The organism is Anabaena sp. UHCC 0253 (assembly GCF_009712085.1).
Taxonomy (GTDB): Bacteria; Cyanobacteriota; Cyanobacteriia; order Cyanobacteriales; family Nostocaceae; genus Dolichospermum.
In genome coordinates this window covers 410,424-431,501 of the sequence record NZ_VILD01000004.1, presented here as the reverse complement: position 1 = coordinate 431,501, position 21,078 = coordinate 410,424, and the positions used below count along the sequence as shown (strand labels likewise).

At 39.1% G+C, this 21,078-nt stretch carries 18 protein-coding genes, 1 tRNA gene, 1 pseudogene and 1 other annotated feature; of the genes and pseudogenes, 12 read left to right on the top strand and 8 right to left on the bottom strand.

What is annotated here, in order from left to right; all coding sequences use genetic code 11:
- Window positions 1-104: 104 nt before the first annotated feature.
- Both FJR38_RS13590 and FJR38_RS13585 read right to left on the bottom strand, forming a co-directional pair.
- Window positions 105-971 (bottom strand): tetratricopeptide repeat protein, encoded by an 867-nt coding sequence (locus FJR38_RS13590; RefSeq protein WP_168537571.1) that lies wholly within the window; start codon window positions 969-971, stop codon window positions 105-107.
- A 166-nt stretch (window positions 972-1,137) separates the two neighbouring features.
- Window positions 1,138-2,553 carry a cell wall metabolism sensor histidine kinase WalK gene (locus FJR38_RS13585; RefSeq protein WP_168537569.1) on the bottom strand — a complete coding sequence of 472 codons (1,416 nt, stop codon included), beginning with the start codon at window positions 2,551-2,553 and terminating at the stop codon, window positions 1,138-1,140.
- A 416-nt stretch (window positions 2,554-2,969) separates the two neighbouring features.
- On the opposite strand from FJR38_RS13585, the gene ppk1 reads away from it, so the two are divergent.
- Together ppk1 and FJR38_RS13575 are read left to right on the top strand one after the other, a co-directional pair.
- On the top strand, window positions 2,970-5,135 hold the full coding sequence (gene ppk1 / locus FJR38_RS13580) for a polyphosphate kinase 1 (protein WP_168537567.1): 2,166 nt from the start codon (window positions 2,970-2,972) through the stop codon (window positions 5,133-5,135).
- A gap of 396 nt (window positions 5,136-5,531) precedes the next feature.
- Window positions 5,532-5,966, top strand: a complete 435-nt coding sequence (locus FJR38_RS13575) for a response regulator transcription factor (protein ID WP_168537565.1) — start codon at window positions 5,532-5,534, stop codon at window positions 5,964-5,966.
- Between the two features lie 93 nt (window positions 5,967-6,059).
- Here FJR38_RS13575 and FJR38_RS13570 read toward each other — a convergent pair whose 3' ends face one another.
- Complete coding sequence (locus tag FJR38_RS13570; RefSeq protein ID WP_168537742.1) at window positions 6,060-6,242, bottom strand: hypothetical protein; 183 nt, start codon at window positions 6,240-6,242, stop codon at window positions 6,060-6,062.
- A 142-nt stretch (window positions 6,243-6,384) separates the two neighbouring features.
- Between FJR38_RS13570 and FJR38_RS13565 the strand changes: the two genes are divergently transcribed.
- A complete protein-coding gene (locus FJR38_RS13565) occupies window positions 6,385-6,930 on the top strand; it encodes a DUF2854 domain-containing protein (protein WP_168537563.1) in 546 nt (181 codons plus the stop codon).
- A 144-nt stretch (window positions 6,931-7,074) separates the two neighbouring features.
- Here the strand turns inward: FJR38_RS13565 and hflX are convergent, their stop codons facing one another.
- The gene (hflX, locus tag FJR38_RS13560; protein ID WP_168537740.1) at window positions 7,075-8,811 is read right to left on the bottom strand and encodes a GTPase HflX; all 1,737 of its coding nucleotides are present in this window, start codon (window positions 8,809-8,811) and stop codon (window positions 7,075-7,077) included.
- 208 nt (window positions 8,812-9,019) lie between these two features.
- On the opposite strand from hflX, the gene rplS reads away from it, so the two are divergent.
- The 8 genes from rplS to rplL all read left to right on the top strand — a co-directional run bounded on the left by rplS (window position 9,020) and on the right by rplL (window position 13,280).
- Entirely contained in the window at window positions 9,020-9,382 is a 363-nt protein-coding gene (rplS, locus tag FJR38_RS13555) for a 50S ribosomal protein L19 (RefSeq protein ID WP_168497957.1), read from the top strand.
- 149 nt (window positions 9,383-9,531) lie between these two features.
- A tRNA-Trp gene (locus FJR38_RS13550) sits at window positions 9,532-9,604 on the top strand.
- A 184-nt stretch (window positions 9,605-9,788) separates the two neighbouring features.
- Window positions 9,789-10,010, top strand: coding sequence for a preprotein translocase subunit SecE (gene secE / locus FJR38_RS13545; protein ID WP_168537561.1), 222 nt, complete (start codon window positions 9,789-9,791; stop codon window positions 10,008-10,010).
- The gene (gene nusG / locus FJR38_RS13540) at window positions 10,010-10,642 is read left to right on the top strand and encodes a transcription termination/antitermination protein NusG (RefSeq protein WP_168537559.1); all 633 of its coding nucleotides are present in this window, start codon (window positions 10,010-10,012) and stop codon (window positions 10,640-10,642) included. Before secE ends, nusG begins: the two co-directional genes overlap by 1 nt.
- A 6-nt stretch (window positions 10,643-10,648) precedes the next feature.
- Entirely contained in the window at window positions 10,649-11,074 is a 426-nt protein-coding gene (gene rplK, locus FJR38_RS13535) for a 50S ribosomal protein L11 (RefSeq protein ID WP_168497963.1), read from the top strand.
- Window positions 11,075-11,188: 114 nt separating this feature from the next.
- On the top strand, window positions 11,189-11,905 hold the full coding sequence (gene rplA, locus FJR38_RS13530; RefSeq protein WP_168537557.1) for a 50S ribosomal protein L1: 717 nt from the start codon (window positions 11,189-11,191) through the stop codon (window positions 11,903-11,905).
- 72 nt (window positions 11,906-11,977) lie between these two features.
- Window positions 11,978-12,142 (top strand) — a sequence feature (ribosomal protein L10 leader region).
- 120 nt (window positions 12,143-12,262) lie between these two features.
- A complete protein-coding gene (rplJ, locus tag FJR38_RS13525) occupies window positions 12,263-12,832 on the top strand; it encodes a 50S ribosomal protein L10 (RefSeq protein ID WP_168537555.1) in 570 nt (189 codons plus the stop codon).
- Window positions 12,833-12,890: 58 nt separating this feature from the next.
- On the top strand, window positions 12,891-13,280 hold the full coding sequence (rplL, locus tag FJR38_RS13520; protein ID WP_168497969.1) for a 50S ribosomal protein L7/L12: 390 nt from the start codon (window positions 12,891-12,893) through the stop codon (window positions 13,278-13,280).
- A 239-nt stretch (window positions 13,281-13,519) separates the two neighbouring features.
- On the opposite strand, the gene FJR38_RS13515 is transcribed toward rplL, so the two are convergent.
- Complete coding sequence (locus FJR38_RS13515; protein ID WP_168537553.1) at window positions 13,520-15,316, bottom strand: protein kinase; 1,797 nt, start codon at window positions 15,314-15,316, stop codon at window positions 13,520-13,522.
- Window positions 15,317-15,849: 533 nt separating this feature from the next.
- On the opposite strand from FJR38_RS13515, the gene FJR38_RS13510 reads away from it, so the two are divergent.
- Window positions 15,850-17,958, top strand: a complete 2,109-nt coding sequence (locus tag FJR38_RS13510) for a cation:proton antiporter (protein ID WP_168537551.1) — start codon at window positions 15,850-15,852, stop codon at window positions 17,956-17,958.
- 1 nt (window position 17,959) lies between these two features.
- Here the strand turns inward: FJR38_RS13510 and FJR38_RS13505 are convergent.
- From FJR38_RS13505 to FJR38_RS13495, 3 genes and pseudogenes are all read right to left on the bottom strand, one after another.
- Window positions 17,960-19,428 (bottom strand): annotated as a pseudogene (locus tag FJR38_RS13505) (YARHG domain-containing protein).
- A gap of 163 nt (window positions 19,429-19,591) precedes the next feature.
- Window positions 19,592-20,137, bottom strand: a complete 546-nt coding sequence (locus tag FJR38_RS13500; RefSeq protein WP_168537549.1) for a GIY-YIG nuclease family protein — start codon at window positions 20,135-20,137, stop codon at window positions 19,592-19,594.
- A gap of 31 nt (window positions 20,138-20,168) precedes the next feature.
- Window positions 20,169-20,492, bottom strand: a complete 324-nt coding sequence (locus FJR38_RS13495; RefSeq protein ID WP_168537547.1) for a hypothetical protein — start codon at window positions 20,490-20,492, stop codon at window positions 20,169-20,171.
- Window positions 20,493-21,078 lie beyond the last annotated feature (586 nt).

The following is a 21,078-nucleotide window of genomic DNA, read 5'->3' as shown; positions in this document are numbered from 1 at the left end:
TGACAGAGAAGAGGCAGGGAGCAGGGAGAATATGTTTTCAACTGACAACTGACAACTGACAACTGACAACTGACAACTGACCAATCACCAATCACCAATCCCTATTAGGGTGTTGGTAATTCCTCCTGTTGCACGAGTGCTAATTTAATTTCTGGTAATTCTAGGAATTTTTTGGTATCTGACAGCAAGCGTTCACCCCAAAGATTTTCTTTGAGAAAATCTAAATCAGCATAACGGTAATCTGTACGGAGTGCGGATATTCCCATTTGTAGACCCTTTTGTCTATCCCCTTTGTTATAGGATGCTACTGCTAAAGCAAGCATTGGTTCTGCTGCTTTTTGATCAATGGTGACTGCTGTTTGCCATTGCTGAATTGCTCCTGAAATATCGCCCTGCTCGTATTTGATTAAACCAATGTTGTTTATAGCTGGCCAAAACTTTTGATCTTGTTTAACAGCCAAATTGAATTGGGCGATCGCTTCTGGGAATTTATTCAACATAAAGTAAGCGTTGCCTAAATCAAACAACCCCCCAGCATAATCGGGTTTTAATTTCAACCCCTGTTGATAATGGATGAGTGATGCTTGGTAATCTTTTTTTTGAAACTTAGCTGAACCCAAAGCAAATAGGACTTCAGGATTTTTGGGGTTGAGTGTTTGGGCTTTGTTCAATGAGGTAATAGCCTCATCAAATTCTTTATTTTGTAAATACAAACTCCCCAGCAGCCACCAGACTTTATCATTCTGCGGAGCTAGTTTTGTCGCTAACTGCGCTCTGAGTAAAGCTGGTTCAACCCTCTGAAACTGAGCTAACATAGCTGCTTCCTGTGCCAAGCTCAAACCCTGCCTCTCTAACTGTGCATAATCAATCTGCACTGTATGAGGGATGAATGCTTGAGCATGAGCAGCTTTAGGCATACTCCATAAACTACAAGCAACGAAAAGAGAAATTAACCGAATGTGTTTTGGCACACTACCGCCTCTTAAACCACAAATCAAGGAATCATTTCCGATAGCTTAACAAAATCAGATGGATTGGTCATTGGTCAATTGTCAGTTGTCAGTTGTCAGTTGAAAACATATTCTCCCTGCTCCCCTGCCCCTCTGCCTCTTTGGTGATTGGTAAGAGTTTTTGATTTCAGTCGGGGGTTGAGGACAAAATTGGTAGAGTGACGGTGAAAGTCGTACCTTCACCTGGTGTGCTGGTTACTTGAATTTGTCCTTGATGATGTTCGACAATGGCTTGAGCGATCGCTAATCCTAATCCTGAACCAGTAGTTGTGGTTTTATCCGTTTTGCCAGTTCTATGAGTCCGTGCCGGATCAACTCGATAAAAGCGGTCAAATAATCTTGGTAGCGCCTCTGTTGGAATACCAATTCCTGTATCACTGACTTTAATTTGTAAATAAGAATTGGTGTAACGCATTCCAGAAACTCGATTTATACCTTCTATTCTGCCTAGTTCTACTTTTATTACCCCTGATATCGGAGTATGTTGCAAAGCATTCCCAATCAAATTTGTCAATAATCTTACCAATTGCTCCCAATTTCCCATCAGAGTAAACCAGTTTTCTAGTAACTCAGGATTAACTTCTGTCGGGGGAGGATCGACCAAATGAAGAACTAGATTAATTTGTTTTTCCCTAGCTACAATTTGTTGTTCTTCTACAACTTCCATCAATAGAGCATCAAGAGGACAATCTGAAAATATATCTGTGGTAATGCCACTATCTTGTCTCGCTAAAAAAAGTAAATCATTCACTAACTTTCCCAATCGTTGAGTAAGTCTTTCTACTACTTTTAATTGTTGTCGATATTGAATTGTATCGTTTCCTGTTTCTTCAACTAAATCTAAATCAGATAAAGCCACTTGGACATTAGTTTGAATTAACGCAATAGGACTTCTTAACTCATGGGAAGCATCAGCAGTAAATTGTTTCAAGCGTTGGTAGGATTCCCCCACTGGTTCCATTGCTTTCCCCGATAAAAACCAACCACTAGCAGCTACGGACAATACCATTAAACTGATACCTAAAGCCAAATCGAAAATTAATTGCCGGCTGGGTTTCGTCACCTCAAACCAAGGATGACTCACTCGCAAATAGCCTAAAACCTGTCTTCCTAGTTCTATTCTTTTGGTAACTTGTCTTAATAATAGTGCAGATTCTCCCCATCCTCCCATGCCAACGACGCGCACAGTTTCCCCTGTATGATGAGTATGAATAGGAATATCTAATATTTCCGAAAAAGTTGACCACACTAATTCACCATTAGGATTAAACCATTCTAAATCAATGCGATCATCTTCCGCATTTTCAGCATTATTACGAAAACTAGCTTCTATATTGACTCGCAATTGAGTTGGTTGAAATTTGAGCGGTTCAATTACTAAAGAACGTTCTATAACTTCCACCACATGATATAATGTATCGTCAACTCGCTCAATTAATGTACTGCGAACATACAAATATACCCCACTAGCAAATAGTAATAGTAAAATTGCAGTTACAGCAGTGTACCAAATAGCCAAACGGCGACGAGTAGCTTGAAACATATAACATTTCCTTGTCTAACGAGGTACAAACTTATCTGCGTTCATCTGCGTTTATCCTCTTCCATCTGCGGTTAATTCGTTCTTCTTGTACCTCACTTAAATGGGAATTGCTGTATATGAATCCGCATAAAATTTGCATAAATCTCAGTATTTATAGGGTGTATTAAGACAAAAGTCTTGAACTTAGCAGATTTGAGATAGAAGATTAGCGAACTGACAAGTCAGCGCTTGCGCGATCGCCTCATCCACTCTACGTATATTGAAAAAATTAAACATAAGTCTTATACATAAATATAATCTAAGTCTACAACTGAATCAGCTTTCTCCATCAACAAGTGTAAAAATCTAATCACTAGCAATTAAGATATGTATATTCATTGCTTCTAATAACAATGTCTACCTTAATCTAAGTAATCATGCCGAAACCAAAAAAAAATCCGAGTTCTATTAATTTAAGTGATCCACAATACTACATTAACCGTGAATTAAGTTGGTTAGAATTTAACAGTCGGGTGTTGCATGAGGCCTGTGATCCAAGAACTCCTTTATTAGAAAGGCTAAAATTTTTGGCCATCTTTAGTTCTAATTTAGATGAATTCTTTATGGTGCGAGTGGCAGGTTTAAAGCAACAGATAGAAGCCACCGTTAATTTATTAACTCCAGACGGACGGACACCACAAAAACAACTAGATGATATTCGCCGAAATCTCAGACCCCAAGTTCAAAGACAAAATGCAGAATTTGAGAAAGTTCTACAACCACTGTTAGCACAACAGGGGATTTATATCCTAGATTACATAGAACTGAATGAAAAACAAAGAAATTACTTAGATAATTACTTTGAAGAACAAGTGTTTCCAGTTCTCACACCCCTTGCTGTTGATCCTAGTCATCCGTTTCCGTATATTTCTAATCTCAGTTTAAATTTAGCAGTGGTGCTAAAAAATCCCGATACGGAAGAGGAGTTTTTTGCCAGAGTTAAAGTTCCTAGAGTTTTACCACGATTTTTGCCTTTACCCCCAGAGTTGGGAATGCAGGAAGATGGAAAAATTGCTAACTGGACAGGGATTCCCTTAGAACAAGCGATCGCTCATAATCTAGAATCCCTCTTTCCAGGGATGAATATCCAAGAATATCACCCCTTCCGCATTACCCGTGATGCTGATCTGGAATTAGAAGAAGATGAAGCTGATGATCTCCTATTAGCTATTGAACAAGAACTCCGCAAACGGCGTATGGGGGGAAATACCGTCAGGTTAGAAATTCGCTCCCAAACCCCTGTATCAGTTCGTTCCCGGCTTTTACAGGATTTAGGACTAACGGAAAGTGATATTTACGAAGTTGATGGTTTGTTAGGATTGCGGGATTTAATGTATTTTCTGGCGCTACCATTACCAGAACTAAAAGATTCCCCTCGTCAATCTGTCGTTCCTCCCCGCTTACAACGGCTGAGAGAACCAAGCATTGATATTGATGTTCCAGAACTAGAAGAAGGAAAAGACTTTTTTTCCGTAATCCGCGAAAAAGATTTGCTAGTCCATCATCCTTATCAATCTTTCTCCGGTACAGTGGAGCGTTTTATTACTAGCGCTGCCCATGATCCTAACGTCCTAGCCATCAAAATGACTCTTTACCGGACTTCTGGAGACTCACCCATCGTCAATGCTTTAATTGCTGCGGCAGAAAATGGTAAACAAGTTTCCGTATTAGTAGAATTAAAAGCCCGGTTTGATGAAGAAAATAACATTTACTGGGCAAGGCGTTTAGAAAGAGTTGGGGTTCATGTTGTCTATGGTTTAGTTGGTTTGAAAACCCATAGCAAAATTGTCCTCATCGTCCGTCGGGAAAAAGACCGGATGCGCCGTTATGTCCATATTGGTACTGGTAATTATAACCCCAAAACTGCACGACTCTATACGGATATCGGATTATTTAGTTGTCGGGAAGAATTAGGTGCAGATTTAACAGATGTGTTTAATTTTTTAACCGGTTACTCTCGCCAAAAATCTTATCGAGAAGTTATGGTTGCACCTGTGAATATGCGCGATCGCTTTCTCGAATTAATTAAACGCGAAATCGAAAATGTCCAAAAAGGATTTTCTGGTCGTATTGTTGCCAAAATGAACGCCCTAGTCGACCCACAAATAATTTCTGCACTATACGAAGCTTCCCGTGCTGGTGTAAAAATTGACCTAATTATTCGCGGCATTTGTTGTTTGCGTCCTGGGCTACCAAATCTCAGTGACAACATTCGGATCATCAGCATTATTGGTCGCTTTTTAGAACACTCCCGGATCTTTTACTTCTACAACAATAGTCAAGAAGAAATATATATCGGCAGTGCTGATTGGATGCGTCGCAATTTAGATCGTCGAGTTGAAGTAATTACCCCCATCAAAGATCAAGATATTGCCAAGGACTTGCAAGAAATTTTAGGCATTATGTTGGCAGATAATCGTCATGCTTGGGATTTACAACCTGATGGTAGTTATATCCAAAGATATCCCGGTGAAAACTGTTCAGAAGCTAATTCCCAAACAACTCTGATGTCTATGGCATTGCGCTCTGTTGGTATGAATTAAACTCTCATTAGTTGCAGCAAAAGTGAATAATAACTTTAGATTCTGATAGCGGAAGCTTGGCGTTAGCTATACTTGAATTGACAAATTATTATGTAAATTCTTCTTCAGTCAATAGATATATATATTGGAAATAATCACTCAGGACATAATTATGCAAAAAGAACATTTTCTCAATGATTTTTCTGCATTTAAATCATCTTTTAGTCACTCAAATTCATCCATAAGATAGAGTGAATTATTTCACCTATACTCATACACTATAAGAATTCATATCATTTTTGATATTTGATTTTTGATATGGGATTGTCCAAGACTTACTTCATAAGTTTGACAATTTTTTCATTATCATGATCATTTTTCAAATTGATATAAATTGATATTTATTATTGGCGTGGAATGTTAATGTTGTCCCGTGAGTCTTCTAACTTACGCATTCTAGTAGTTGATGATCATGAACTCACTCGTTTAAGCCTACAATTAGTTTTTTCTCTCCAAGAAAATATTAATGTTGTTGGTTTAGCTAGTAATGGTCAAGAGGCTATAGAAATGTTTAAATGCTATAAACCTGATGTAATTATTCTCGATTTGCAAATGCCAATTATGGATGGTTGGTTAGCATCTGATTACATTAAATCTATGTCTCCAAATACTCAGATTCTTGCTTATTCTTCCATAGATGAAGCAACTTTTATGCAAAACAAAACCAGACATAAGTTTGATAGATTTTGCAAAAAAGATATTTCGACTATAGACCTTGTTGCCTTAGTGAGAGAGTTAGGTCAGGCAATTACTGATAAAGTAAATGCGATCGCTCCTGAAGTCGTAAACTAAAAGTGCGATCGCATTTTTATGTAACAATACATTGTTAGGAATAGACAGTAGCTAACTCAAGATCAATTCCCATTACCCATTACCAGCTAGAAGTTAATTATTTTTCGCTTCAGGAATAGTCCGTCTAAATTCATCAATTAAATCATCTAATTCTTCCAAAGCTTGATTGACATCAACTCTTAAAGTCCCTAAATTGGGTTGTTCTAATAAACTCAGCAAATATTCACGTTTACCTTGAACTGTGCTAATTCGCTCTTTAATCGTCTGAATATCCATTTTTTGGCTTCCCATCTTTTCAATAGTTCAAATCTAAAGTTAACGCAAAAAGGAAAAATTTCACTTACTCTTTTCCCAATTTGTCGCTGATCAGAGATCATAATAGGCTTAAGATGAAAAGAAATTATACTAATCTCAAATTATGATCGGCGGAATTTCTCTGGGAACACTTGGTTTAACAATAGGTAGTATACTGACTATCATAGGTTTTATTGCCTACTTTGCGGATAATGCTACTCTCAATCTAGTCGGATTTTTCTATGGTTTTCCGCTGCTATTGGGAGGTTTAGCCCTGAAAGCTAATGAACTTAAACCCATACCCTTCAGCCAAGCTACCACACCATCAATTCTGGAACTCAGAAAACAACAAGCAACTGTCACGCAAAATAAAATTCGCAAAGACATTACACGCTACTGCTATGGGCAAAAGTCCCATTTAGATGTAGCTTTAGCGTATCTAGGCTTGAGTCCCACTGACGAAGAAAGACCAGTAGTGACTAGTTTACAAGAAACCGAAGTCAATGGGGCTTATACCTTAATTTTAGAATTCTATTCACCACTAATTACCCTGGATACTTGGCAACAAAAGCAGGAAAAAATGACCAGATATTTTGGTCCTGACGTAGAAGTGAGCATCAAACAGCCCAGCGAAGATTGCATTGAACTAGCTTTAATGAAGCAGGAATAGGGTTTCCCCGCCCATTTTGACAATCATCAATCACCATCCACAGCTTATTGAATTAGTAGGGGCGGGGTTTCCCCGCCCATTTTGACAATCATCAATCACTTTAATGAAGCAGGAATAGGGTTTCCCCGCCCATTTTGACAATTATCAATCACCATCCACAGCGTATTGAATTAGTAAAGATAAACGCTGACGGAGAGTTTCTAGTCCTAAACGCCCAGTAGCAGAAATAAATACTGCCAGAGGAAACTCCTCTCGTGCTAAAGCCAGTGTTTCACTACTAACTTGATCAATTTTATTAAAAGCAACTAACGCAGGTCCCGGTGTGACTGGCATTTGTGCGAGTATGTCCCGAACTGAGCGAATATGACTTAACCATGCCGGGTGAGATAAATCTACTAAATGTAGTAAAGCATCCGCTTCTGTGACTTCCTCTAAAGTGGCACGAAAGGCATTCATTAGAGATTCAGGTAACTCATGGATAAACCCTACAGTATCTGTCATGAGAGTTTCCTGGGGTGCGCCTGTCTCCGCGTGGGGAAGTATTAAACGCCGGGTAGTAGGGTCAAGGGTGGCAAACAGTTGGTCAGCCGTGTATACTTCTGAATTGGTGAGGGCGTTGAGTAGAGTAGATTTACCAGCATTTGTATAACCTACCAAAGCTACCGAGGGAACTTCCCGATGTTGTCGTCGTAGACGTAACCGACAACGATGAGCTTGTAATTGATTAACTTCTTGTTGCAGTCGAGAAATCCGTTTTTGAATAGTCCGGCGTTCTGTTTCTAATTTGGTTTCACCTGGTCCTCTTGTCCCAATACCACCTCCTAATCTGGACATGGCTTGACCTCTGCCTGTGAGTCGTGGCAGCATATATTCTAATTGTGCCAGTTCCACCTGTAATTTACCTGCACCTGATTGAGCGCGTTGGGCAAAGATATCTAAAATTAATTCGGTGCGGTCAACAACTCTCACACCAATTTGTGTTTCGAGATTGCGGACTTGGGCTGGTGAAAGATCACGATCAAATACTACCAAATTAGCGCCTAGAGTTTGGGCGGTAAGGGCAACTTCTTGGACTTTACCTTCACCGATAACTGTTTGGGGATGAATGCGCGATCGCTTTTGTTGTAACGTCTGCAATACTTCTCCTCCAGCAGTATCTACTAACCTTCCCAATTCTGAGATGATGTCTTGGAATTGTTGAGGAGTAGTATTTTCTGTTAGCACTCCCACAATCACTACCCGATCATGATCAGCGTCTACTTCTTGAGCTACATACTCCCGACTAAATTCTTCTTCTAAACTTTCTACTAAGTCTAGAAAATCCTGGTCGGCTAAAGCATCTAAGCTCAAAGGTGGTGATGTGTGAGAATATATCCCCGCTTCTGGAATATTGATCCCAGAAGATTGAGTTGCAACTAACTGTCTGCTATTGGCTACTAGATGCGCTAAGTAAGCTTCTTTTACGTATCCAGTTGAACCACCACCACGCTTTGTAAATCCTGTACCAGTAATATTTAAAACTACTAAGGCATCCAATCTTTGTAAAGCCATCGCCGTCAATGCTGACTCATTCGGTGGTTCTGACTTCAGATTGGTGGATAAACAACGAATACCGCTCAGACGCTCTGCGCCATAACGTGGCAATTCCAGGGGTGGAATTTGGGTTTGACGTGGAGTACCTACACCTACTCGAATCACTTGTCCGCGACGGTTGAGATAGGCACAAATAGGTTGATTAATTTCTGTACTAATTGCCGCCAGACGTTGGGCAAACTCGGATGTAGTAATGCGATCGCCTGATATCCTTTGGTGGTACAGCCGCTGGAGTTGTTTTAGCTGGCTGGACTTTAAACCTTGAACATTTCCAAAGATGGTCTCTATAGGCGTTTATGACCAGTAAACTGGCCCCCCCTGAATCCTTACACTGTCTATTTTACAACAGGGATTGGTCATTGGTCAGTTGTCAGTTGTCAGTCGTCATGTAATGGGTAAAATTAATATTCTTTACCTAAATGCGTTAAATAACTGGACTCGCGGGCGATTATGGATTTATAATTAGCGATTGGGAGTTTTTTCAAAAAACAGAAAAATGAACGTACAAGAAATTATTCGCTCAATCGAAGCGGAACAATTAAAGTCAGATTTACCTGATATCTATGTAGGTGACACAGTTAAAGTCGGAGTCAAAATTAAGGAAGGGGCAAAAGAACGTGTCCAACCTTATGAAGGTGTCGTCATAGCCAGACGGAATGGTGGTATTAACGAAACTATTACAGTCCGCAAAGTTTTCCAAGGCGTGGGTGTTGAAAGAGTATTTTTGCTGCATTCTCCCCGCATTGAAAGTATTAAAGTATTACGTCGTGGTAAGGTTAGACGTGCTAAACTCTATTACTTACGCGATCGCGTCGGCAAAGCCACCCGGATTAAACAAAGATTTGATCGCGCTCTGTGATTCAAAATGGTGAATTGATCGAAAAAAACCAAGCTGCAAGCGGCATCTGCCGCTAACTTGCCAAAAGAAAAAAAATAAGTTACAATAAAACTCGAATTGCGTTAAACTAAAAAAAGTTCAGCGCAATCACTGTAACAAGAAAAGCTTGTGCGCTCTTAGTTCAGTTGGTAGAACGCAGGTCTCCAAAACCTGATGTCGGGGGTTCAAGTCCTCCAGGGCGCGCTGAAAAGAAAAATATAGCCCGAAACAATAACGTGACTGCCATATTGGCAGAAAACGTCAATTATTTCGGGTATAATTTTTTTAGATTACAGCTTTCTTGTTGTCATTTAATTGAGGTCGAAGCTGTAAACCTTGAGAAAAATAACAAGGTGAGGCTATTTTAAGAAACGGGGGTATAACGACTGTGGCCAAAAAAAATGAAGCAGAAATACCAGAAACCGAAAATGGGTTTAGCTTAAACAATTTTTTCCAAGGAACGAAGGAAGAACTTGAAAAAGTGGTTTGGCCCAGTCGGAAACAGTTGGTGAGCGAATCAGCCGCCGTACTGTTAATGGTTACACTCTCCGCATCTTTGATATACTTGGTCGATGGATTGTTCGGTTGGGCAGCAAAACAGGTGTTCTGATGACTTCTGCAACAGACGAACCACGCAACTTGGATTTGCAGTCAGAGGAAGCACTGGAAACAGCGATAAAAGAAGCACGCTGGTATGCAGTGCAAGTAGCCTCCGGCTGTGAGAAACGAGTCAAGACAAATTTAGAGCAGCGCATCCAAACTTTTGATGTAGCTGACAAAATCATCCAAGTGGAAATTCCCCACACACCAACGGTGAAAATCCGTAAGGATGGTAAACGTCAGCCAGCAGAAGAAAAAGTTTTTCCTGGTTATGTGCTAGTACGAATGGTAATGAGTGATGATACATGGCAGGTGGTAAGAAACACCTCTCACGTCATTAACTTTGTGGGCGCGGAACAAAAGCGTGGTACCGGTAGAGGCCGTGGTCACGTTAAGCCAGTTCCTTTGAATCCAGCGGAAGTTGAACGCATATTCAAACAAACCACAGAACAAGAGCCAGTAGTCAAAATTGATATGGCTACAGGTGATAAGATAGTTGTACTTTCTGGTCCATTTAAGGATTTTGAAGGCGAGGTGGTTGAAGTTTCCCCAGAACGGAGTAAACTAAAAGCTCTACTCTCAATCTTTGGAAGAGATACACCAGTAGAATTGGAATTTAATCAGGTTAAAAAACAGAGCTAAATACAAATGGCGAAGAAAGTAGTAGCGGTCATTAAATTGGCCCTGAATGCTGGGAAAGCCAACCCAGCACCGCCAGTTGGTCCCGCGCTGGGTCAACATGGCGTTAATATCATGATGTTCTGCAAAGAGTACAACGCCAAAACAGCAGATCAAGCTGGAATGGTGATTCCTGTAGAAATTTCAGTTTATGAAGACAGAAGTTTTACATTTGTACTCAAAACCCCACCAGCATCAGTGTTGATTCGCAAGGCAGCGAAAATTGAAAGAGGCTCAAATGAACCCAACAAAAAGAAAGTTGGTAACATTAGCAGAGCGCAATTACGCGAAATTGCTCAAACAAAACTTCCTGATCTCAACGCTAATGATATTGATGCAGCCATGAATATCGTGGAAGGAACTGCTAGAAATATGGGCGTAACTGTCACAGATTAAGTGACAGATTAGGTGACAGGTGACAGTAAATAAAAACTGACAACTGACAACTAACCAATAACAAAATCATATCGGGGGAGAGGCGCAGCTTCGAGATGACCCCAGGAGAAAAAAATGGCAAAAAAAGTATCACGCCGGTTACAGGCGCTGTTAGAAAAAGTAGAAGATAGGGATTATATACCCTCAGAAGCATTAGCTCTGTTAAAAGAAACAGCAACTGCTAAATTTCCCGAAGCGGCTGAAGCTCATATCCGTTTAGGGATTGACCCCAAATATACAGACCAACAGTTGCGGACAACTGTGGCACTGCCTAAAGGTACAGGACAGATAGTGCGGGTGGCAGTGATTGCTAGAGGGGAAAAAGTCACAGAAGCAAGTAATTCTGGTGCGGATATAGCAGGTTCAGAAGAACTGATTGAGCAGATTCAGAAAGGCTTCATGGACTTTGATAAGCTCATTGCTACACCAGACGTGATGCCACAGGTAGCAAAGCTTGGTAAATTGCTAGGTCCCCGTGGTTTAATGCCATCACCCAAGGGTGGAACAGTAACATTTGATGTTGCTAGTGCGATCGCCGAATTCAAAGCAGGTAAATTAGAATATCGTGCTGATCGGACTGGGATTGTTCATGTTATGTTTGGTAAAGCTTCTTTCTCACCTGAAGATTTATTAATCAACCTCAAGGCATTGCAAGAGTCAATAGACCGTAACCGTCCTTCAGGAGCTAAAGGTCGTTATTGGCGTTCCTTGTATATCTCTTCTACAATGGGTCCATCAATTGCGATTGATGTGAGCGCCCTACGGGAGTTAAAATTGACTGAAGTTGCCTAATTTGGTCATGGATAATTGGTCACAGGTAATTGGTCATAGTTTTATATCATCAATGCCCCATGACCAATAATCAAAATTAAATAAGCAAAGCCGGAGACAGCAGGTGCTAATAACTTAATACCCTGCCGAGGTTGTAATTTGAACCCACAGTTTAAAGCGCAAAAGCGTTATAACTATAGGATTTAAAATACCACCTGGAAACCCCGGCTCAGATAGCTGGGGTTAATTGTTTTCGGTTAGTCAGAAAAAAGGTTACAGATAAAAGATGACAGCCAATTAGGTCATAGGGAATAGAGTAAAAACTCTTCACTGATAACCAACAACTAAGATAATTTTGCCCTTGGAGGTGAGATAAGTATGGGAAGAACGTTAGAAAACAAAAAAGAGATAGTAGCTGATCTCAAAGAAACCTTGAGTTCATCAACTTTAGCTCTGGTAATTGATTATCAGGGGCTGACAGTTGCTGAAATCACGGACTTGCGTCGGCAACTGCGTCCTAGTGGTGCTGTATGTAAGGTGACAAAAAACACCTTGATGGGCATTGCCATTCAGGATCAGCAACAATGGCAACCAATGTCAGAATTGCTCAATGGCTCTTCGGCATTTTTGCTAGTTAAAGAAGATTTATCTGCGATCAAAGCTTATCAAGCATTCCAAAAAGCCACCAAGAAAACAGAAATTCGCGGTGGTGTCATGGAAGGTCGTGTCCTGAGTGAATCTGATGTCAAGGCTCTAGGAGACTTGCCATCTAAGGAACAACTCATGGGTCAAATTGCTGGTGCTATCAACGCTGTAGCTACCAAGCTGGCTGTTGGTATCAACGAAGTTCCCAGTTCCTTGGCTCGCGCTTTGCAAGCTGTCGCTGAAAAAGAAAATAGCGGTAGTCCTGAAAGTGCTTCCGAGTTAGAGGTAGTTAGTGAAAGCTAACCACTAATAAATGACGACTAACAACTAACAAATCAAAAATTCTTTAGGAGTTATATCCATGTCTGCTGCAACCGAACAAATTTTAGAACAATTGAAATCTCTCAGCTTATTAGAAGCTTCTGAATTAGTTAAGCAAATTGAAGAAGCCTTTGGTGTAACTGCTGCTGCTCCTGCTGGTGGTATGATGATGATGGCTGCTCCTGGCGCTGCTGCTGCTGAAGTAGCAGAAGAAAAGACTGAATTTGACGCAATTTTGGACTCTGTACCAGCCGATAAGAAGATTGCTGTACTGAAAATTGTTCGTGAAATCACAGGTTTAGGTCTAAAAGAAGCTAAAGACTTAGTAGAAGCTGCTCCTAAAGCAGTTAAGGAAGCTGTAACTAAGGATGCTGCTGAAGATATCAAGAAGCGGATTGAAGAAGCTGGTGGTAAGGTGACAGTTAAGTAAAAAGATTGTAAAGACGTTCCATGGAACGTCTCTACAAGGGTTCTGGGAAAGGCATATTTAATTTCTACCAGATATCTAATCATTTTTTGGCGTTGCTGATTAAGAGTATGATTTTGTTTCACGCAGAGGCGCAGAGTCACAGAGAGTAAGAGTTTGAAATCTTTGATTTTTCAATTTCATACTTCAATTCAGCAACGCCCATTTTTTTTAATGAAGAGCCTAAGCTAGGCTCTTTTTTTTTAACATTGTTTAGCTGCGGCTGGACTAACAAAATCATGTAAGTCTGAGTCCCAAATGCTGATGTAAATAAAATTACAATTTTGTCTGACTATCTGACCTTTAACAGCACCTTGGCTAAACTGAAAATTATCTTTTTGACCTTTTTGGATTTTTTTTAATCCCTCTTGAATCTCTGCTGTTGCTTTTCCCTCTAACAGTTGATTTAATGTGGTTTGCATTACTTGTAAATCTACAGAAGCAGCAAAAGATACCTCTGTTTGGCGGAGTTTCCCCGATTGACGATCAAATAAATAGCCTAAGTCAATTTGGTTGGGAACGAATTTGTAAGTAACCGCACGGGTATTACCCCATAAACCTCTTAAATCTTTTCTTGGTTTTCCCAGTGTGGCTTCTACACTACTTCTAGATGTTCCTGTCGGAAAAGCGGGAACTGTTAAACTCGGATTAGAGGTAATTAATGAATCTGGTACTTTTGGTTGTGGCTGGGGTTGTTGTTTTTGAGTATCGGGTAATACAACTTCTTGAGTTGGTTCAACTTCTGGCTGTGGTGTTGATAAAACTGGGGGTGAGGGAGTATTTTCAATTACAGGCTTTTGAAGTGTGAGAGATGTCAACTCCTCTGGATTATTGGTATTGGGTAAAGGATAAGAATTAATTCGTTGTTGGGTTGCAGGTGTAGGTGCAATAGCTACTGGAGAAGGATCTGCGGTAATAGCTGGTGTGGGTAAAATAGTGGGTACTGTGTCAGGATTGGAGGTACTCGCTATAGGAGTTGTTACTTCTGGACGGATAAAATCAGAAATTATGATTGCACCAATTAAACTACCTACTAACAAACTACCAAAAATAATAGTAGGATTTTGCCAGATTCCAGAATTACTGACTGGGGGAATAACAAGAGTTTTAGAAGGTATAGGGTTTGCTTTGGTTGGTGGGATAGTTGCTAGGGGCGTATAGTTAATGGTGGCGTTGTTTACGGGCTGTAGAGCGTATAGCATTTTACTAGCAGTGCTATAGCGATCGCTTGTGCGAGGTTCAATTGCCTGACTTAATACCATTACTAACTGTGGAGAAATATGAGGTACGTATTGTTGCCAGAGTATTTGCCCAGTTTGGGGATGAGTTTCCAATTCTTGGGGATATTTGCCAGTTAGTAAATAAATCACACTCAAGCCTAAACTATAAATATCAGTAGCATAAACTGGGCGGCCAATGGCTTGTTCAATGGGCATATAGCCTGGTGTACCTATGACTAAAGATTGGGTAGGATTACCAGAGGAATTGGCAACAGTACGGATAGTTTCTTTCACTGCACCGAAATCAATTAAAACTGGCTTATTATCTGGAGTCCGCAGAATGATATTATCCGGTTTAATATCTCTGTGAATAATTCCTTTACTATGGACATAATCTAAGATTGACAGCAAACTGAGCAAAATTTCCCTGACAATAGTTTCACCTAAATTGCCTTGGGATTGAATTACATTAGTCAATGTTTGCCCCTGAATCCATTCTTGTACAAGGTAAAATTGTCCAGATTCAGAAAAATAAGCATAGAGTTTGGGAATTTGATCACTTCCTTCTCCTAAATACTCTAAAATTGCCGCTTCCCTCTCAAACCGTTTTTGAATCATTTGGTAGGTTTTGGGATCATCACTAATCGGTTTCAGTTGCTTGATTACGCAACGACGACGGGAAGGGAGATGAGTATCTTCTGCGAGAAAAGTTTCACCAAACCCACCAACACCGAGTACCTGAATAACTTGATAGCGATTGTTTAGCAACGTTTTTGTCATGAAAGGTTACACGCGAGATACCTTTCCAAATGTATATCAAATAAACAAAGTAGGTTGGCGTTAAAAATTGTCGTTACTTCGACTTCGCTCAGTAACCTATGGCCAGGGAATAGGGAACAGGTGTTGGGAGATTTTACTTTTCGTTACATATTGCGGTTTTTTTCTGTTTACCTACTAATTCAAAATTCACCGATTCAAAATGCAAAATCAAAAAATCTGTATGACTGACAATACCTGCGGCATTTTTTCATAGGTTAGCTTGAACAGAGCAAAACCCAAGGCATTTGTTGGTTTGAACTTAACATTTCTTCGCAACGCTAACGCGAACAACCCAATCTTGGATCTTGAAGGTATGTTAGAGGAAGTGGTAGACATTTATTTGGTCTTAAAAATCCCCGTCTCCTTGGAGCAGGGAGTGTCAACCAGGTTTTTCATAAAAATAACCTAAAAACCAAAATTCTTCTTTCTCAATCCTCACACTTCCAGAGCGAGGTAATTGTTAATTATCAATTGTCCATTGTCAATTATTAAAAATGCCAATAAATTTTCTCGGAGAACCTATCATTTCTTTTACAATTCTCCTTATAGCTATTTTTATTGTTCCGCCGCTATTTGAGAGATTAAAATTACCTGGATTAGTGGGTTTGTTACTAGCAGGTGTACTCCTCGGTCCAAATGCACTTAATCTCCTAAACTCTAAATCCGAAACCATAACACTTCTCTCAGATATTGGGAAAGTTTATTTAATGTTTGTAGCGGGATTAGAGATTGATATTGAGCAGTTTCGCAAAACCAAAAATCGCTCAATTGGGTTTGGGACTCTGACATTTTTAGTACCTTTAATTGCTGGTATTGTGACTGGCAGGCTATTCAATTTTAGTTGGAATTCTTCTGTTTTAATTGGTTCTTTACTTGCCTCCCATACCCTGTTGGCATATCCCATTATCAGTCGCTTGGGAGTCGTAGCAAATGAAGCAGTAACTGTGACAATTGGGGCAACAATTTTCACTGATACAGGTGCGTTGTTGGTACTAGCAATTTGTGTTGGTATTCATGGAGGAGATTTTACAGCTTTTAAATTAGCTACTTTATTGGGTGGACTAGCAATTTATTCGGTGTTGATTTTATTTGGTTTTAATTGGGTGGGAAAAGAGTTTTTCCGTCGTTCTGGAGATGAAGAAGGTTATCAGTTTTTGTTTATCTTGCTGTCCTTATTTTTGGCATCTGTAGGAGCGCAGATAATTGGAGTAGAAAAAATTGTTGGTGCATTTCTAGCAGGTTTAGCAGTTAACGGCGTTTTGGGAAATAGCCCCGTTAAAGAAAAAGTGGAGTTTGTTGGTAGTGTGCTTTTTATCCCTTGTTTCTTTGTGGATATGGGATTACTAATTGATATACCTGCTTTTATCCAAACTCTCAGTTCAATTAGTCTGACTGCGACAATTGTAGTGGCGTTGATTAGCAGTAAATTTGTAGCGGCTTTTTTAGCCAAAATATTGTATCGCTACAATACTTCAGAGATGCTAACAATGTGGTCATTGTCACTACCGCAGGTAGCAGCTACACTAGCAGCAACATTAGTTGCCTATAAATCTTTAAATCCTGCTGGTGAGAGACTAATCAGTGAGGATGTTTTAAACAGTGTTATTGTTTTGATGTTGATTACTGCTATTGTTGGTCCAATAATTACAGCTAGGGTGGCAAGGTCTTTACAACTTGTCCCCACCAAGGACTGGAAAACAGATAGTCTATCGGTATGGTGGGAATCTTATGAGCAAGTAACCGAAGCAGCAGAGAAAGCAGACAACCGATTGCAGCAAGATTACCCGCCATTTATTGTCGTAGTCCCCATTTATAATCCGCTTACTCAACGTTATCTGTTAGAAATGGCAGCACTTTTGGCTCGGCATGAATCGGGACAGATTATGCCATTAGCTATTACCAAAGCCCACCTGAATATGGATGATCCGCAATTAGTAACGGCATTAGAACAAAGTCAGCAAAGATTGAAATTGGCTTTAGAAATTAGTCAAGAGTTTAATGTCCAAATATCACCTAAAATTCGCATTGATGATGATATAGCTTTGGGGATTAGTCACGCCAGTCGGGAACAAAATGCTAGTTTAGTGATCATGGGTTGGGGAAATACGAGGAATTTACGCGCTCGTTTATTTGGTAGTCTCATTGATAAGGTTTTTTGGTCTTCTCACTGCCCAGTAGCAGTAACACGGCTGTTAAGAAGTCCTACAGAAATTAAACGAATTCTTGTACCTGTGGGTGATTTAAGGAGAGTGACTATCGGTACTGTGAGGTTTGCCCAAATTTTAGCTGATGCTAATCAAGCTGAAGTTGTACTTCTACACGTCAGCGATCGCCAAACTCTCTCTCATCAGATCACAGATTTTATGGCTCAATTGTCTGATATTGCTAATCAAAGCAAGTTAAAAGTAAATACAAATATCCTCACAATTGCTGGTGATGATATTGCCAAAACCATTATTGAGCAAGCTCAGGCATTTGACTTGGTGGTTTTGCGCTCTGTGCGCTATCGCACCACTGGTGGATTAGCGGTCAGTGAGGTAACTACTCAGGTGATTAATAATTTGAAGTGTTCGATTGTGATGCTGGGAAAACCTCATTCCTAATTCAAAATTTATTCGGAAAATGTCTTAATTGATAACGGTTTTGATATTGATCAATATAGGCAATATTGTCCATTTCTAGTTTTGATAATAATTTCATGGGAAATTCTTCTGGTGTATATTGGGGAATATACCAAGACTGTTTATTAAAGTAGTCTTGTAAACTTGGGTCTTCAAAACGACGACCATAAATAGCAAAAATTGTATTTCGCATAATATCTAATTGATAACCATTTTTGCCAAATAAATCTACATCCGTGACTGGCCTTTGAGATAACCAAGCATAATTATCTACATTTGTATTAGTTTCTGAGGGTAGGATTGGTGAGATTAATTCAGGATTTGTGGGTGTTATATTTAATGGCGGTTGTAAAATTGGTAAAGTCACAGGACTATCTTGAACCGATGGGGTTGTCATGGTTCTTGTTGTCGAAATTGACACCTCAGTTTTTGTTGTAGATTTGAAAGATTGTGTGATTAATTGACTAATAATTACTGATACACCAACTAAACCACCAGCGATTAAACTACCAATGAGAATAGTCTTCTGAGTATTAACTGGACTATTGACTGGGTAAGAAATAGTTGATTCCTGTAGTGTAGATATAAAGTTTGTAATAAGAGATGGTGCTGGGGTTGTGAAAGAGGAATTGATGGGACTTTGTAAAGCCGCCAACATTGCTTTTGCAGTCGGATAGCGATCGCGTGGATGATAGGCGATCGCTTTATCAATTACCCTCGCTATAGTTGGATCTAAATTACCAATATAATGTCTCCACAACACCTCACCAGTCTGAGAATCTGTTTCTAATTTTTGTGGTCTTTTCCCTGTTAACAAAAAATTGCTGTTAACCCTAAACTATATAAATCACTAGAATAAATTGGTCTACCTGCTGCTTGTTCACTGGACATAAATCCAGGTGTACCAATCACAATCGAACTAGTCGGATTACCTTGGGAATTCATCACTGTTCCCATTGACTCCCGCACTGCACCAAAATCAATTAATACCGGTTTACCATCATGATGACGTAAAATAATATTATCTGGCTTAATGTCGCGGTGAACAATATGTTCTGAATGGATATAATCCAGCACCGGTAAGATATTTATTAATATTTCCCGAACCAATGTTTCTGTAAATAATCCCTGTTTTTGGAATTCTTTTGTTAACGTATTACCTTCAATCCACTCTTGTACTAAGTAAAATTGTCCATCAGCACAGAAATAAGCATACAAAGCCGGAATTTGATCACAATGACCACCAAGTGTTTCTAAAATAGCTGCTTCCCGTTGGAATCTATCTTGTACTAACTGATAAATCTGGTGGTTATTTTGGATTGGTTTTAGCTGTTTTACAACACATAAACGCTTAGATGGCATATACGAATCCGTAGCGAGAAAGGTTTCGCCAAATCCACCAGATCCTAGTGTACGAATAACTTGATAGCGATTATTTAGCAAGGTTTGCATAAATTAGCGCCAGTCAGGGAAAGGATACTTTGTTATACAGTGTACAGCTTTAATGTCTAATCGTCAGGGTATAGGCAAAAATCACCAACAATGCTTTGCTTGATTAATTTGATCGAGACGGTTAATTAACCACAAAAATCACGGTTTGTCTCTTTTACCCCATTCACTTCAAATCTAATAATCCTGTTTCTTTTAATTTAGGGTTAAAGCGGATTTGTGTTTTTACCCCCCGTGCTGCTATCACTGCTAAAATTTCTTCTTCAACGCGCCGGGCTACATTTTTTAAAACTTTGCTTTTCGCAAATTCATCAATAGCTATATTCTGATAATTATTTTGTTCTTCTGCTGTCATTAATTCTTTGATATCAATGGGATTAATCCATTTTTGTTTATCCTCAGTATTAGTAATAGGATTATTCCCATTTTCAGTTATCCAAGCATTTTCAATATTTTCTAAAATTGTCCGGTTAGGACGTTCTATTGTTTCTACTTTCACCCAATAACAGCTTTGTGGTTGACGGACTAAATGCTGTTTTAAACTTAGATAAATATCACGGGAATAGCCCACAAATTGGAGATTTTTATCTTGATCGAAAATAGCATAAACCCCGATTTTTCCCTGAAAGTCAGCTATTACTTCACCATTATCATCAATATAGGCAAAGTATTCCAGACTGGCTAATGTTGGTAAACTTATTTCTTGTGTCATAAATGAATTAACAGTTTATAGCTCTTATTGATTACCCAATTTTCTTGTAAATCGCACATAGACGGCTTGGCTTAAATATTTTAGCATTAAACATAAAATTTGGTGGTATGTTAATAATGGTATAGTCTTCAGATTGATAGTATTGTTCAAATTCGGCTGGCATTCCTTTGGGAGTTAGCAAACTGTAAGGAACTGGTTGAAACAGCAATTGTGTAAATTCAATTTCTTGCCATTGCAGATTTTGGCATATTTGCTTGAGAAAAGCCTCACCTGTTAATAAACTAAACAGAGTTTCCTGAGCTTGATTTTCTAGCGTAAAACTGCTATCGAAATTTTTAACTATTTTTAAAGACATTTCGGTTAAAGATAGTAAGTGATCATCGAATCTATTGCCATAGTAAGTAGTCGGACAAAATTACATTCACTCGTTGAGAGAGGGAACAGGGAACAGAAAAATCAGTTGTGTAATTAATTATGTTCCATTACTTATTTGAACTTTGAAAAAAAATTGTCAGGTATGAAAATTAAGAATTTTGGTGATATTGTAGTTTTTATTCAAAAGTAACAACGTTACTGAGTTTAAGTATAAACACGATTTATGATCATATCAAAACCCCTATAAACAATTTTTAGGAAACACATTTACACCTAAATTCATATTTCAATACCGCCAGGAATTTTTATATAGAAAAGTGTCAATAAAGAACTATATCCTCCTATGAAACTGGTTTAATATTACAATACCTTCGCCAAATTCAAAAAAGCCTTGATTTTCAGCTTAGGTAAAAGCACGCTTATTTAATGTGAATAAGCATAAACTATCGCATTTATTGGGTTTTGCTTTGTTTAATCTAACCTTGCATCTAGCCGATTGTAATTTTCATACAATTCTTCAAGTTATATTAGGGGAAATTGAGGACTACGAACTAGAGAGAAGTTTT

Excerpts from the sequence above, each read along its gene's own strand:
- FJR38_RS13585 (WP_168537569.1), bottom strand. The coding sequence starts at position 2,553 with ATGTTTCAAGCTACTCGTCGCCGTTTGGCTATTTGGTACACTGCTGTA.
- ppk1 (WP_168537567.1), top strand. The coding sequence starts at position 2,970 with ATGCCGAAACCAAAAAAAAATCCGAGTTCTATTAATTTAAGTGATCCA.
- FJR38_RS13575 (WP_168537565.1), top strand. The coding sequence starts at position 5,532 with ATGTTAATGTTGTCCCGTGAGTCTTCTAACTTACGCATTCTAGTAGTT.
- FJR38_RS13570 (WP_168537742.1), bottom strand. The coding sequence starts at position 6,242 with ATGGATATTCAGACGATTAAAGAGCGAATTAGCACAGTTCAAGGTAAA.
- FJR38_RS13565 (WP_168537563.1), top strand. The coding sequence starts at position 6,385 with ATGATCGGCGGAATTTCTCTGGGAACACTTGGTTTAACAATAGGTAGT.
- rplS (WP_168497957.1), top strand. The coding sequence starts at position 9,020 with ATGAACGTACAAGAAATTATTCGCTCAATCGAAGCGGAACAATTAAAG.
- nusG (WP_168537559.1), top strand. The coding sequence starts at position 10,010 with ATGACTTCTGCAACAGACGAACCACGCAACTTGGATTTGCAGTCAGAG.
- rplK (WP_168497963.1), top strand. The coding sequence starts at position 10,649 with ATGGCGAAGAAAGTAGTAGCGGTCATTAAATTGGCCCTGAATGCTGGG.
- rplA (WP_168537557.1), top strand. The coding sequence starts at position 11,189 with ATGGCAAAAAAAGTATCACGCCGGTTACAGGCGCTGTTAGAAAAAGTA.
- rplJ (WP_168537555.1), top strand. The coding sequence starts at position 12,263 with ATGGGAAGAACGTTAGAAAACAAAAAAGAGATAGTAGCTGATCTCAAA.
- rplL (WP_168497969.1), top strand. The coding sequence starts at position 12,891 with ATGTCTGCTGCAACCGAACAAATTTTAGAACAATTGAAATCTCTCAGC.
- FJR38_RS13515 (WP_168537553.1), bottom strand. The coding sequence starts at position 15,316 with ATGACAAAAACGTTGCTAAACAATCGCTATCAAGTTATTCAGGTACTC.
- FJR38_RS13510 (WP_168537551.1), top strand. The coding sequence starts at position 15,850 with ATGCCAATAAATTTTCTCGGAGAACCTATCATTTCTTTTACAATTCTC.
- FJR38_RS13500 (WP_168537549.1), bottom strand. The coding sequence starts at position 20,137 with ATGACACAAGAAATAAGTTTACCAACATTAGCCAGTCTGGAATACTTT.
- FJR38_RS13495 (WP_168537547.1), bottom strand. The coding sequence starts at position 20,492 with ATGTCTTTAAAAATAGTTAAAAATTTCGATAGCAGTTTTACGCTAGAA.